Annotated in this window: 11 protein-coding genes and 1 other RNA gene; 3 read left to right on the top strand and 9 right to left on the bottom strand. The window is 62.9% G+C overall.

Going from position 1 to position 14,066, the window contains the following annotated elements; all coding sequences use genetic code 11:
- Window positions 1-57: 57 nt before the first annotated feature.
- The 7 genes from Q4G22_RS04175 to Q4G22_RS04145 form a co-directional block, all read right to left on the bottom strand.
- Window positions 58-1,620 (bottom strand): DegQ family serine endoprotease, encoded by a 1,563-nt coding sequence (locus tag Q4G22_RS04175; protein ID WP_303384640.1) that lies wholly within the window; start codon window positions 1,618-1,620, stop codon window positions 58-60.
- A gap of 166 nt (window positions 1,621-1,786) precedes the next feature.
- Window positions 1,787-2,911, bottom strand: a complete 1,125-nt coding sequence (gene hflC, locus Q4G22_RS04170; RefSeq protein WP_303384639.1) for a protease modulator HflC — start codon at window positions 2,909-2,911, stop codon at window positions 1,787-1,789.
- Window positions 2,911-4,098, bottom strand: a complete 1,188-nt coding sequence (hflK, locus tag Q4G22_RS04165) for an FtsH protease activity modulator HflK (protein WP_303384638.1) — start codon at window positions 4,096-4,098, stop codon at window positions 2,911-2,913. Before hflK ends, hflC begins: the two co-directional genes overlap by 1 nt.
- Before the next feature lie 116 nt (window positions 4,099-4,214).
- The gene (gorA, locus tag Q4G22_RS04160; protein ID WP_303384637.1) at window positions 4,215-5,594 is read right to left on the bottom strand and encodes a glutathione-disulfide reductase; all 1,380 of its coding nucleotides are present in this window, start codon (window positions 5,592-5,594) and stop codon (window positions 4,215-4,217) included.
- Entirely contained in the window at window positions 5,591-6,334 is a 744-nt protein-coding gene (rpiA, locus tag Q4G22_RS04155; protein WP_303384636.1) for a ribose-5-phosphate isomerase RpiA, read from the bottom strand. The genes gorA and rpiA overlap by 4 nt, the downstream gene beginning before the upstream one ends.
- Before the next feature lie 27 nt (window positions 6,335-6,361).
- Window positions 6,362-8,233: an extracellular solute-binding protein gene (locus Q4G22_RS04150; protein ID WP_303384635.1), complete on the bottom strand. Its 1,872-nt coding sequence runs from the start codon at window positions 8,231-8,233 to the stop codon at window positions 6,362-6,364.
- A 140-nt stretch (window positions 8,234-8,373) separates the two neighbouring features.
- Complete coding sequence (locus Q4G22_RS04145) at window positions 8,374-8,895, bottom strand: cytochrome c family protein (protein ID WP_303384634.1); 522 nt, start codon at window positions 8,893-8,895, stop codon at window positions 8,374-8,376.
- A gap of 136 nt (window positions 8,896-9,031) precedes the next feature.
- On the opposite strand from Q4G22_RS04145, the gene Q4G22_RS04140 reads away from it, so the two are divergent.
- Entirely contained in the window at window positions 9,032-9,889 is an 858-nt protein-coding gene (locus tag Q4G22_RS04140) for a prephenate dehydratase (protein ID WP_303384633.1), read from the top strand.
- 26 nt (window positions 9,890-9,915) lie between these two features.
- On the opposite strand, the gene Q4G22_RS04135 is transcribed toward Q4G22_RS04140, so the two are convergent.
- Window positions 9,916-10,371 (bottom strand): SRPBCC family protein, encoded by a 456-nt coding sequence (locus tag Q4G22_RS04135; protein ID WP_303384632.1) that lies wholly within the window; start codon window positions 10,369-10,371, stop codon window positions 9,916-9,918.
- A 398-nt stretch (window positions 10,372-10,769) separates the two neighbouring features.
- On the opposite strand from Q4G22_RS04135, the gene Q4G22_RS04130 reads away from it, so the two are divergent.
- Entirely contained in the window at window positions 10,770-12,665 is a 1,896-nt protein-coding gene (locus tag Q4G22_RS04130; RefSeq protein WP_303384631.1) for a bifunctional 2',3'-cyclic-nucleotide 2'-phosphodiesterase/3'-nucleotidase, read from the top strand.
- 40 nt (window positions 12,666-12,705) lie between these two features.
- An RNA gene (gene ffs / locus Q4G22_RS04125) (signal recognition particle sRNA small type) lies at window positions 12,706-12,802 on the top strand.
- 280 nt (window positions 12,803-13,082) lie between these two features.
- Here the strand turns inward: ffs and nudC are convergent.
- Entirely contained in the window at window positions 13,083-14,012 is a 930-nt protein-coding gene (gene nudC, locus Q4G22_RS04120) for an NAD(+) diphosphatase (RefSeq protein WP_303384630.1), read from the bottom strand.
- Window positions 14,013-14,066 lie beyond the last annotated feature (54 nt).

Genomic DNA, 14,066 nt, shown 5'->3' with positions numbered 1-14,066 from the left:
CCCAAAAATAAAAACGCCGCGAAAGTCATCTTTCGCGGCGTTTTTCTGTTGTCAGGATCAGCCCTGATCCACTGGCAGCGCGACAAAGCGCGGTTCACCCGCGCGGCGGATCAGCAGCAGAACCGAGCGGCGCCCGGCATCGCGCGCCTCGCTGATGCGCGCTTCAAGATCAGCCAGCGTCTCGACGGGCTGCTGCCCCGCCTCGGTGATGACATCACCCGCAGCCAGCCCGCGATCAGCCGCCGCACCTGTGGAATCGACGGATTGGATAACCAGCCCCTTCATCTCGCGACCGACGCCCAGTTCGGCGGCAATTTCCGGGGTCAGCGGCGCAACCGTCATGCCCAGCAGCTCGGATTGAGTTTCCGAACCTGCCCCAACATCACCGCTGGCCGTGCCCTCGGCCAGTTCGCGACGACCCAGCGTCACGGACAGCGTAACGGGCTGGCCCTCGCGCTGCACGACAACATCAACCGCTTCGCCCGCCGGTGCATCGGCGACACGGCGCACCAGCTCGCGCGTGTCGGCCACCTCGCCCCCAGCAAAGCTGGTGATGACATCGCCCGCACGCATCCCGGCATCCTTGGCCGGACCATCAGGCACATCTGTCACCATCGCACCGCTTTGCGAGGCCAGCCCCAACGCCTCGGCCATGTCCGAGGTTACATCTTGAATCTTGACGCCCAACCAGCCGCGCCGGGTTTCGCCATATTCCCGCAACTGATCGACCACCTTGGACACGACATTCGAAGCCATCGAAAAGCCGATACCAATAGAACCGCCGCTCGGCGACAGAATGGCGGTATTCACACCGACCACCTCGCCATTCAGATTGAACAGAGGCCCACCCGAGTTACCCCGGTTGATCGCCGCGTCAGTTTGCAGGTAATCATCGTAAGTTCCTGACAATTCACGATTTCGCGCCGAAACAATCCCGGTCGAGGCCGAAAAGCCCTGCCCCAGCGGGTTGCCAAGTGCCAGCACCCAATCGCCAACCCGTGCCGCATCCGAATCACCAAACTTGACAAAAGGCAATGCTTTGTCACCGCCATCGACCTTCAGCACGGCAATATCGGTGTTCGGGTCGGTGCCGATCACCGTGGCAGGCAAACGTTCGCCCGAATAGAATTCGATCTCGATCTCGTCCGCGCCGTCGATGACGTGGTTATTCGTCACAATGACACCATCAGACGAAATCACAAAACCAGAGCCAAGCGCGTTCGACCGTTGCGGCATCTGACGACGCCCCTCTGGCCCCTGCGGCATATTCGGGAAACCAAAATCACGGAACAGATCAGAAAATGGGCTACCTTCGGGAAATCCGGGGCCGGTGCGTCCGGCGGGGGCCGCAACAACGGCGGTGGTGGTGATATTCACCACGGCGGGGGCGACACGCTCGACCAGATTGGCAAATGTGTCGGGCATTACCTGACCAACCGGCGAATCAGGCGCAGTCAGGGGCTGGTTGGCGTTTGCAGCGTCTTGCGCGTGCTGCTGCGCTTCGGGCGAAATTTCAGAGGTGGCGGTATCCTGCACCTGCTGCGCCCCCGCGACACTCAACCCCAGGGCGAGAGCAAGACCAGATGCGGTCACAAGATAGCGGGGAGAAAGACGTTTCATTCGGGAGAATCCTTTAGATGTCATCCGGTTCCGCCGGGCGGAACACGTGGTTATATGACGCGGATTTAAGTATGCGTTGCAAATAAATCACGCTCGCAGGTGGTGAACTGATCGTGATTATTATCAAAAAGGGCGGGCCAACCGGCACCGCCCCTTTTTATCGGTTTCAGTTGCCTTCAACTGGCGTTTCAGGCTCCGCCCCGTCCTCGGGCAGCGTAACTGCCGGGCCTTCCTCGGGTGGGGTGGTCAGGCTTTCGGGCATGGGCGTCAGACGCACCCCTGCGGCTGCCCCCAACTCGTTCCCGTCGCGGTCGGTGATCGTCGGCGTGACCAGTTCTTCATCCTCAGCCCCTGCGGCAGCTGCATCGCTTTGTTCAGCCTGCGACGGCGGAGGCGGGGCCGGGTTGGCATTCGCCGCGCCGTCCGATTTCAAATAGCTGAAGAATTCGCTGTCCGGCTGCATCACGATACTGCTGTTATCGCCCCGGATCGCGCGCTCATAGCTGGTCATCGACCGGGTGAAGGCAAAGAATTCCGGGTCGCGGCCAAAGGCGGCGGCGTAGATGGCGTTGCGTTCGGCGTCAGCCTCACCACGGACCACCTCGGCCCGTTTGCGCGCCTCGGAGGTCAGTTCAACCACGGTCCGGTCAGCCGCGGCGCGGACACGCTGCGCTGCCTCACCCCCGCGGGCGATTTCGTCGGCGGCCTCGCGCTCACGTTCGGCGCGCATCCGAGCATAAGTGGCGTTCAGGTTCTGCTCGGGCAGGTCGGTGCGGGTCAGGCGCACGTCGATCACCTCGACCCCCAGCCCCGCCGAATTGCGCCGCGCCTCGTCGCGGATCTGGTTCATCAGCACGGTCCGGTCATCCGACAGAACCGTGGTCGAGGGAACCGAACCCAGCACCTCGCGGATGGCGGCGTTGACGATAGGGTCAAGCCGGGTCAGCGCCGCGTCAATGCCGCCGGTGCCGACCGCCTGACGGAAGCGCACCACATCGGTGATCCGCCAGCGCGCAAAGGCATCGACGACCAGACGGCGGTCGTCCAGCGGCGTCACCTCAAGCGGGTTGGTCGGCAGGCCAAGGATACGGCTGTCATATTTCACCACGTCATCAAGGAACGGCACCTTAAAGCCGAGGCCCGGTTCTTCCTGCACGTTGACGACCCGGCCAAGGCGCAGGACCAGCGCCTTTTCCCGCTCATCCACGATAAAGATCGAGGACATGGCGACAACGCCGATCACGAACAGGGCTGGCAGCGCCAGTGCGGTCATAAAGTTGCGGCGTGCCATCAGTTCGATCCTCCGCTTGTGCTGGTCGGGCGCAGCTGATCCAGCGGCAGATAGGGCACCACGCCCTGCGTCGTGCTGCTGTCCTGATCCAGAATGACCTTATTCACGTCGCCCAGAACTTTCTCCATTGTTTCCATATACATACGACGGCGCGTCACATCAGGTGCCTTGACATATTCGTCATAGACCGAATTGAAACGTGCCGCCTCACCCTGGGCGGTATTCACCGCCTCGGCCCGGTAAGCCTCGGCCCCTTCAACAAGCGCGGCGGCTTCACCGCGCGCGCTGGCCAGAACGCGGTTGGCATAGGCGTCAGCCTCTTTTTCCAGCCGGTCGCGTTCCTGCTGGGCGGCCTGCACCTCGCGGAAGCTGTCGATCACCTCGCGCGGGGGGTCGGCCCGGTCGAGGTTGACCCGGATGACGTTGATGCCGGCGTCATAGGCATCCAGCGTCCGCTGAACCGCTTCTTGCAGATCGCTGGCGACGGCACCCCGGTCACGGTTCAGAATCGGCGCCAATTCCGAACGGGCGATAATGTCGCGCATGGCGGATTCGGCCACAGCGCGGATCGTGTCGGGCGGATCGGCCAGATTGAACAGATATTTTTCGGGGTCGGAAATGTTCCAGACCACCTGATATTCCATATCGACGATGTTCTGATCGCTGGTCAGCATCAAGCCGCTGTCCAGCGCGCCCTGACGCCCGGTGCCGATTTCAGTCACACGTTCGTTCGTCACCGGCAGCACCTCATGGGTGACGACAGGCCACGGGGCAAAGTTCAGACCTTCGGTGCCGACGGCAATCGCGCGGCCGAACAGAAACTCGACGCTCCGTTCGTTCGTCTGCACCCGATAAAAGCTGGCAAAGGCCCACATGGCCAGTAACACAAGCCCTGCAATCCCGAGGGTCGAGCGGTTCAGCCCCAGCCCGCCGGGCAGTTGCGGGCCACCGCTGCCGGGGCGACGCTGGTTGCCGCCGCCACCGCCTCCGCCCATCAGGACACGCAGACGTTCCTGCCCCTTTTTCATCAGGTCTTCGATTTCGGGAACCTGCGGTTCACCCTGCCCCGGACGGTTCGAGCCGCGCGGCGGCTCGTCATTGCCCCAAGGACGGTTTGGCGGGCGACGATCATCATCGTCACCGTTGTTGCCACCGCCGCCGCCGCCCCATGGGCCTTGATTTGCCATGCCTCCGCCTCTCTGCACTGGTCCTGACTGTTGTTGTGCAAACTGGTGTCAGGACATGAAATGTCAACCCTCGGCGGGCATTTACGGCCCGCCAGATCGGTCAAATGATTGTCGTTTTATGCGTCAACGGGCCAACGCCGCGCCGGACTGCGCATCGTAACCAGTTCCTCGGCCAGCGTGGGGTGAACGGCCATGGTGGCATCGAACTGCGCTTTGGTCGCGCCCATGGTGATGGGAATCGCCGCCAACTGGATCATCTCGCCCGCGTTGGGGGCAAAGATGTGGCACCCCAGCACCTTGTCATCCGCCGGATCGACCAGAAGCTTCATCAGCGCACGCGCGTCCGAGCCGGCGAACATCGACTGCATGGGCCGGAATTTACCGGCATAGACATCAACCGGGCCACGGGCGCGGGCCTGTTCTTCGGTCAGGCCGACGGTGCCGATTTCATGCGGGCGCAGATAAACCGCGCTGGCGACCGGATCGTGGCTGACCGTGCGCGGACGGGCACCGAATACGGTATCGGCAAAGCTGTGGCCTTGGCGGATCGCGACCGGCGTCAGGTTCACGCGGTCGGTTACATCGCCCACCGCAAAGATCGAGGGCACGGCGGTCTGCGACCATTCGTCAACCTCGATCGCGCCGTTCGGGCGCAGGTGAACGCCGGTGTTTTCCAGGCCAAGATCGCCCGTATAAGGCGCGCGCCCGGTGGCAAAGAACACCGCATCCACATCCTGCGTGCCGCCGTCCTGATAAGACACGCGAATGCTGCCATCCGCATTGCGGTCCAGACGTGCGGGGTTGCTGTTCAGGCGCAGATCAATGCCAAGCGCCGCGATCTGTTCGCCCGCCATATCGCGCAATTCACGGTCAAAGCCGCGCAGCACGGCATCGCCGCGATAAGCCAGTGTTGTCTGACTGCCCAGACCGGCCAGAATGGTTGCAAATTCGCAGGCAATAAAGCCGCCACCCACCAGCAACACCCGGCGCGGCAGACTGTCCAGCAGGAACAGATCGTCCGAGATCAGCCCCAGTTCCTGCCCCGGAATACCGGGCAGACTGGGCCTGCCACCAACCGCGATCAGAATATGCTTGGCCGTCACGCGGCTACCATCGGCCAGCTCGACGGTGTGGTGATCGGCCAGACGGGCGCGCTGATGGTAAATCGTCACCCCGGCGCGATCCAGCCCGCCGGTGTAAATCCCCTCAAGCCGGTTCAGTTCTGCATCCAGGGTGGTGCGGAACGCGTCCCAGTCAAAGTCACCCAGACTGGCACCCTGCCAGCCATAGCCGCGCGCCTCGGCCACTGCGGCAGGGGCGCTGGCGGCAAAGATCATCAACTTTTTCGGCACACAGCCGCGGATGACGCAGGTGCCGCCCATGCGGCTTTCCTCGGCCAGCGCGACACGGGCGCCATATTCGCTGGCCGCGATGCGGGCCGCGCGCACCCCGCCCGAGCCGCCCCCGATCACGAACAGATCATAATCATAGCTCATCCGTCTTCCCTTGTCTCATCTTCACGGAACACGGCCAGTTCCACCACGCCGCCATCCGGTTGGCCAATCAGGGCCAGATCGCACAAACCAATGAACAAACCGTTTTCAACCACGCCCGGAATCGCATTCAGCGCCCGGTTCAGCGCCACGGCATCGGGAATCGCCTCAAGCGACAGGTCCAGGATGTGGTTCCCCTCGTCCGTCACGAAAGGCGCACCGTCGCGCATCCGCAGCAACACGGGGCGACCGTCCAGATCCATCGCATCCAGCGCGGTCTTGATCCGCTCGCGCGTGGTTTCCCAGCCAAAGCGGATCACCTCGACCGGCAGATGAAAGGCGCCAAGCTGTTCGACCACCTTGGCAGGATCAGCGATCACCACCATCCGGTCGCTGGAGGCGGCAACGATCTTTTCGCGCAGATGCGCCCCGCCGCCGCCTTTAATCAGGTTCAGGTCCGGGTCAAGTTCATCGGCACCGTCGATGGTCAGATCCAGATGGCCGATGTCGTCCAGCGATTCGACCGACAGGCCAAGGCTGGCGGCCAGATCCGCCGTCACCTGCGAGGTCGCGGCGCAGCGCAGCGTCAGCCCTTCGGCCTGAACACGGGTGGCCAGTTCGCGCACCATGACGCTGGCGGTCGATCCGGTGCCCAGCCCGACGGCCATGCCGTCCTGAACCAAGGCAATCGCCGCACGGGCCGCCGCCAGCTTGGCGGCGTCAGAGGGGGACAGGTCAGACATCCGATTTCTCCGGTCTAGGGGTGCGGCTCAGCGCAGAGCACCGGCCTGCCGCAGTTGGTCCGCCTTTTCTGCGTTGAACCACCAGAAGTCCATCTCGCCCAAGGTAAAGGGTGGCAGATTTTCGGGGTGCTCATACATATCGTAATAGGCGACCAGATAGTTCGGGTTGAACCATTGCGGCACCCAGAACCGCAGGCTGCGCAAGGCCCGGTCCAGCGCGTGAACCGCTGTGACCATCTCATCATACGTTTCGGCACGTTCGACATGGCCGATCAGGCGGTCAATGGATTTGTTCGCCAGCCCCATGGCGTTAAATACATCACCCACCGAAGCCGAGCCGAAATACTGTTGCAAATCAGCTCCGGGGATCATGCTTTGCCCCAGATGGTCGCCGATCATGTCGAACTGCGCCGCGCGTTTGCGGTTTTCATATTCGGCATTATCGACCCGCGTGTTGCGGGCATTGACACCAAGGGCGCGCAGATTTTCGACGAAGGGGTTGATAACACGGTCAAAGGTCTGGCTGTCGTTCAGGATTTCCAGCGACAGGGTGCGGCCATCGGCGTTGCGGCGCAGCCCGTCCGGCCCGGTCAGCCAGCCCGCTTCGTCCAGCAAAGCGGCGGCGCGGCGCAAGTTGGCCCGGTCAAGTTGCCGGGCACCGCTGGTCGGCGACACGACGGCAGGCGCCGTCAGCACATCGTTGGGCAGATCGGCCGCGACAGGTTCCAGCAGCGCCAGTTCGCCGGCCGAGGGCGTGCCGGTCGCGGCCAGATCGGTGTTCCCCCAGAAACTGTCCACGCGCGTGTAAAGGCCATAGAACAGCGCCTCGTTCGACCACTCAAAGTTGAACATCAGCCTGATTGCCTGCCGCACGCGAATATCCTGCCAGTCGGGGCGACGCAGGTTCAGCACCCATGCCTGACCCGAGGCGACATTGCCATTGGGCAAAGTCTCGCGCAGGACCCAGCCATTGGTCAGCGCCGGAAAATCATAGCGGTTGGCCCAGATGATGCTGCTGACTTCGTTGCGGAAACCGTATTCGCCAGCTTTGAATGCCTCGAACGCGGCGTCATAATCGGCGAAATATTCGATCCGCAGCCGGTCAAAGTTGAACCGTCCCCGGTTGATCGGCAGATCAGCGCCCCAGTAATCGGGGTTACGGCGATACACGACGCGGCGGTTGATCTCGGCGCTGTCAAAGGCATAGGGACCAGACCCGACAAAGGCCTGCGTTTGCGTCTGTTCCAGATCACGATCATTGTCGGCAAAGTCCTTGCGGCTGAACACCGGCAAGCCGCCCACCGACTGAATCACATCGCGGCGCGGGTAATCGGCGGTAAAGGTGAAACGAATGGTGTGGTCGTCGATCACCTCGGCCCCGGCGACCTGCTGCGCAATAACCTGCCGGAACGACGACAGCCCCTTGTCGCGCAACGTCTCATAGCTGAACAGCACATCATGCGCGGTCAGCGGCGTGCCATCGCTGAAGCGCGCCTCGGGACGCAGGTGAAAGATCACCCAGTCGCGGTTTTCGGGATATTCCAGCGATTCACACAGCAGGCAATAAGCCGCCCCCACCTCATCCGCCGTGCCGGTCAGGATCGATTCGAACATGATCGAGGACAGCGCGGCGGCCCGCCCGCGAAAGGTGAACGGATTGTAATTGTCGAACCCCATCGAATTGGGAATCGACTGCGACATCTCGCCCCCCTTTGGGGCGTCGGGATTCACATAGGCCAGATGCTGAAAATCGGCAGGCAGGCGCAATTCGTCAAAGATGCCGATGCCATAGCTGCGGATCACCTCGCCTGTATCGGACGGCACCTGTTCCTGCGCGGCAAGGGGCGATCCAAGCACGGCAGCAAAAGCCACAGACGCGAACAGGCTGGCAAGACGCATGAAATTCTCCGCAGGGTTTATCAAAGGCTAGGGGGCCTGCCCCGCAGGTTCAAGCCGCGTTTTCGTGAAACCGCCATCAGACATGACAAAAGGCGCGACCTGTGGCCGCGCCCCGTCATCAGATTGGCCCTGAATGCAGATCAGTTCTGCGTTTCCAGATAGGCGATCAGGTTCGCACGCGCTTCGGCGGGTCTGATCCCGGCGAAGGCCATCTTGGTGCCAGGCATATAACCGCGCGGGTTTTCGATGAAGGCGAACAGGTTTTCCGGGGTCCAGACACCGGGCATATCCTGTGCCGCCTGCGAATAGCTGAACCCGGCGACCGATGCCTTGTCGCGGTTGACCACGCCGTTCAGATGCGGGCCGGTGCCGTCGGTGCCGTCCAGACGATGGCAGGCCTGGCATTTGCGGAATTCGGCCTCGCCCCTGGATACATCGGCGGCGGCAACCAGCGCGGCAACATCCACCTCTTCGACCGGGGCTTCTTCGGCAGCGGCGCCGGTATCGACCGGGATCGAATAGGCCTGCGCCTCACCTTCGGCACCGTGGCCGGACGAGCCGACATGCCACAGCCCGCTGGCGGCCCAGCTGGTCAGCAGCAGAAACAGCAGGGCAGACAAGAACCCGCCCGCAGCCTTGGTAAGGGTCATCGTATTGAACATCGGTCCAGCCCGTCCTTTGCCTTGGAAGTCGCCCGTATCTATCCGCTTTCGCTTTCAGGGATCAAGGTATAGTTATCTGCCGACGCCGAAATTTCCGGGCAACGCCCCCGGCACGACAGCACGACACGAGAACGCCATGACCTCTGCCCCGACCAACCGCATCGCCTTTCAGGGCGAACCGGGCGCCTACAGCCACGAAGCCTGCCAGAAAGCCCGCCCCGGCATGGAGGCGCTGCCCTGCCGCACCTTCGAAGACGTGATCGAGGCCGTGCGCAGCAAAAAGGCCGATCTGGCCATGCTTCCCGTAGAAAATTCGACCTATGGCCGCGTCGCCGACATTCACCACATGCTGCCTGAATCCGGGCTGCATATCGTGGACGAAGCCTTTGTGCGGGTGCGGATCGCGCTGATGGGCCTGCCCGGTGCGCGGCTGCAAGACATCCGCCATGTCCGCGCCCATCTGGTGCTGATCCCGCAGGCCCGCGCCTTTTTGTCGCGCCACGGCATCACCGCCTCGGCCGCCGCCGACAGCGCCGGTGCCGCCGCCGATCTGTCGCGCGAGCGCACTCCCGGCGAGGGCGTGATGGCCAGCGCACTGGCCGCCGACATCTATGGGCTGGAGGTGTTGGCCCGCGACATCGAGGATCACGGCCACAACACCACGCGCTTCCTGATTATGGGCCGTGAACCCGACATGTCGCGCCGGTCCGAACGGATGCTGACAACCTTTGTGTTCCGCGTCCGCAACATCCCCGCCGCGCTGTATAAGGCCATGGGCGGGTTTGCGACCAACGGCGTTAACATGACCAAGCTGGAAAGCTATATGGTGGACGGCAACTTCACCGCGACCCAGTTCTATGCCGACATCGAAGGCCATCCCGACGACCCCAACGTGCAGCTGGCGCTGGAGGAACTGGACTGGTTCACCGACTATCTGAACGTGCTGGGCAGCTATCCCGCCGACCCACTGCGGCAGGAACAGCGAACGGGCTGACCGGGCGCGCACCGGCTGGTTGCGGATCAGGCGGCCAGCAGCAATTCGTCGATGAATTCTCCAACCCGGCGGGCAAAACGGCGGTCAAGCTGCGCCTTGCCCAGACGTGCGGTCTGCAACAACAGCCGCGACTTCATGTTGCGGGGGCGCAGATCGGTTTCAAAGATCAGACGTGACCGCGTGCGGCTGAGCGCAACGATGGTCATGTTTATCATCATCTCGAACGGATCAGACATACCCGCGATACTGACCTGTTCAGGACGATCAAAGCGCGCGACATCCAGCCGCAGTTCGCGCCGCTTGGCCCGCCAGTCAAAGGCGATACGCCAGGCCATGCTGTGACCCGGTTCCTGCGCCGGGTCGATTCGCGCCACAGCAACACCGCGCCGCATCAGCATTCGTTCCATCCGGGGAAAGTCAGTGATAACAGCAAACAGATGTTCGGCGGGAACATCGGCATCTTTTCGGGTCGAGAATTTCATCTTTACCTTTCAATGCACAAAGTGAACCAACCTTCACGCTCATATCGGGCATATGCCAGACGCGCTTGTTTTTTCAACTGGAATTATGGACAGGTTTCAACCAGCCAACCATTTCGGACCGCTCGGTTCATATTATGCGAGTTTTCCACCATCACTCTGAACCGGACCGTCCAATTATGCCCTATGCGCCGCGGCCGTGACACGAAAACAATATCATTCAGGAAATTATGCTATGCGACACACAGACACCTTGAATGATCCAGCTCAAAGCGAATAACAATTCTGGGTTGTGTTGCGCCACAGAATGCCGGAATGACAACCGCCTCAACCTTTGGTGCCGGGCTGGGGCATGACATCACGACCGAACCTGTCATCATATCGGACAACTGAATGCTGAAATGGCCGACGGAAGCAGCACAGTGATGATCCCTGCCGTGACAGAGCATGGCACGGCCACACGCTTGTCGCTGCGGATCATGGCGACGACGGACCTGCACATGCATGTGCTGCCGTATAACTATCTGTCTGACCGGCCCAGCAATCAGATCGGACTGGCGCGCACAGCTTCACTGATCGCACTGCGGCGGCGCGAACACCCCAATTCTATCTTGCTGGATAACGGCGACTTTCTTCAGGGCAGTGCCCTGGGCGATTTCGCGGCGGCGATTGCAACCGGCAAAACGCCCGGCCCCCATCCGGCCATCACGGCGATGAATGCGCTTGGCTATGACGCGGCGACCCTTGGCAACCACGATTTCAACTATGGGCTGACGTTTCTGCGCCACGCCATCGCACAGGCGACCTTTCCCTTTACCGTCGCCAACGCCCGGTTCCGGCGCTGGTCGAATATGCCGCGCTGGCTGATCCTTAACCGTGATTGCACCGGCCCCGACGGGCGGCAAGCGCTGTTGCGAATCGGGATCATCGGTTTCCTGCCGCCACAAACCGCCGATTGGGACGACAGCCTGACCGGCCAGATGACCTGCGAGGACATCCTGACCAGCGCCCTGCGCGAAGTGCCGCTGCTGCGCGCTGCCGGGGCCGATGTGGTGATCGCGCTGGCCCACAGTGGCATCGGCACCGTCCCCGCCCGCCCGATGAGCGATAACGTCGCCGCCGCGCTGGCCGCCGTGCCGGGGATTGACGCGATTATCGCCGGGCATACGCATCAGGTCTTTCCCGGCCCGCAGTTTCCCGCCCTCGACGGAATCGACCCGCAGCGCGGCACCTTACACGGCAAACCGGCGGTGATGGCGGGCTATGGCGGGTCGCATCTGGGGATCATCGACCTTGAACTGTCGCGCCCTGTCGTCGCCATGCCATGGCGGGTGACAGGGTTTCAGGTGCGGACTGAACAGGTTGCGCCGCGCACCCCCGCCCTGCCCGAAGTCTCGCAGCCTGCCATGGCACTGCACCGCGCGGCGCTGCGCCATTATCGCCGCCGGATCGGGCGCACGGATCAGCCGCTGAACAGCTTTTTTTCCCTGATCGGAGAGGATCGCGCCCTGAAGCTGGTGCAGCGGGCACAACGCTGGCACGTCCGCCGGGCGCTGCGCGGCACCCATTGGGAAGGGTTGCCGGTGTTGTCCGCAGCCTCGCCGTTTCGCGCTGGCGGGCGTGGCGGGCCGTCGCATTACACGAATGTGCCAGCCGGGCCGCTGACGCTGCGCAGCCTGGCCGACATCTATCTGTTCCCCAACCGCATCCGCGCCATCGCCTTGACCGGCCACGACCTGACCGAGTGGCTTGAGCGCGCGGCAGGCCAGTTCCGACAGATCGCCCCCGGCGACCGCGATGCACTGCTGATTGACGATGATTTCCCCAGCTATAACTTTGATGTCATTGACGGCATCACCTGGGACATCGACCTGAGCGCGCCGCCACGCTTTTCCCCTGTGGGCGACCTGCTGACCCCTTCGGGCGGGCGGGTGCGTAACCTGCGCTATCAAGGCCGCCCGGTCGCGCCTGATGATCGCTTTGTGATGGCGACCAATTCTTATCGTATGGCAGCCTGCGGTCTGTATGGCCCGGTTGCCGCCCGCAGCGAAGTCCTGTTGAGCGAGCGCACCCTGACACGCGACCTGCTGCGCCGATACATCACCCACAACCGGGCGCTGAACATCCTGTCGGATCGAAACTGGCGCTTTGCCCCCCTGCCCGGAACGACGGCGCTGTTCGACACCAGCCCCGCAGCAATGCCGCACCTGCCGCAGATCAATGAACAGGAAGGGCTGCGGCTGGAATATCTTACCACAACAGATGATGGCTTTGCCCGGATGCGACTGTTTCTGTAACGGGTTGCAACCGCCCGCCGCATTGCCTATCTAACGCGGCGAGAGGTTGGCGCGGGCAGGTGCCTCGCCAACCCGGTCAGGACCGGAAGGTAGCAGCCGTAACGAGATCCGCTTGGGTCGCTGTCCAGCCTCTCACCCTTTTCCCGGCATCGGTTCGCATCCACAAATCGCAATGGATTTTTGCGGACAAGGCTGGCCTTTTGTCGATCTGCCTGCTGCGGTTAACATTGACAACGCGGTGTCCGAATAGCTTGCGCCCGCAGCGCACGGACGCCCCGCCATATGCCGCCCGAAAGCCAGATACGAACACCCCCATGGCGCGACGCCCCGATAACAGGCGACCGCGGCCCACCTGCCTTGCCCAGCACAAATCCGCGCCCGAACATCACACCGGGTCGCATCAGCGGACAGCCACCATCACCCCTCGCCAATCAGTCCCGCCGCTTGTCGCGACAGCAGCCAGCCCGCGATCGACCCTTGGCGCGGCGCCGAAATATGCGGATGAGTGCCCGCAATCACTGCGGCCAGTTCCCCGGCATCCAGCCACCGGGCATCCTCAAGCTCGGCCGCGTCAAGCTGGATGTCGTCGGTTTCCGCCTCGCCCACGCAGCCCAGCATCAATTGCGACGGATAGGGCCAGGGCTGGTTGGCGATAAACTGCACGGCCCCCACAGTGATGCCGGTTTCCTCGGCCACCTCGCGCCGGACAGCGGCCTGAATCGTTTCACCTGGCTCGATAAAGCCGGCAAGGCAGGAATACATCCGGTCCGGCCAGCCAGGCGACCGCCCGACCAGCACCCGCCCGCCGTGCCGGATCAGCATGATCGCCACCGGATCGGTGCGTGGAAAATGGCTGGCATTGCAGGCAGGGCATTGCCGCTGCCACCCTGATTGCACCGGCTGACTGGGCTGGCCGCAATTGGCGCAGAACCGATGCGTCGCGTGCCAGCCGGTCAGCGCACGGGCCGTCGCGGCGATTTCCGCGTGAAGCGGCGGCAAGGTCTGCATCACGCCCCGCAGCTCGACAAAGCGCGCGTCAGGGATCAGCGGATGCACCTGTTCCGTCGGGTCAAAGAACAGGCCCAGCTCCGGCAGGCTGGGCGGGGTCCATGCGGATATATCCACCGCCGCCACCGGCTGACCATCGGCCAACCCCAGAAATAGCGGCGGCTCGGCCCCCGACAATGCCGGATGACCGGGGTTCAACAGATGCAGGCCGCCATCGGCACCGACCAGCAACTTGCCGCGCCAGACCGGCAGCAGACGCATCCCACGCTGCCAGCCGTCACCGGCCCGCAGATGCGCCGCGCGATCCAGCCCACCACCAGCAAAGGCCATCGTTTCCATCGAAACCCCTCTCAGATCACCGACAATCCGGCACAGATGCCGATGATCCCAAGC

The sequence above is a fragment of the Paracoccus sp. (in: a-proteobacteria) genome (assembly GCF_030538655.1).
Classification (GTDB): domain Bacteria; phylum Pseudomonadota; class Alphaproteobacteria; order Rhodobacterales; family Rhodobacteraceae; genus Paracoccus.
Note: the sequence above shows the minus strand (reverse complement) of the source record. Positions and strands in the feature narration are given on the sequence as shown.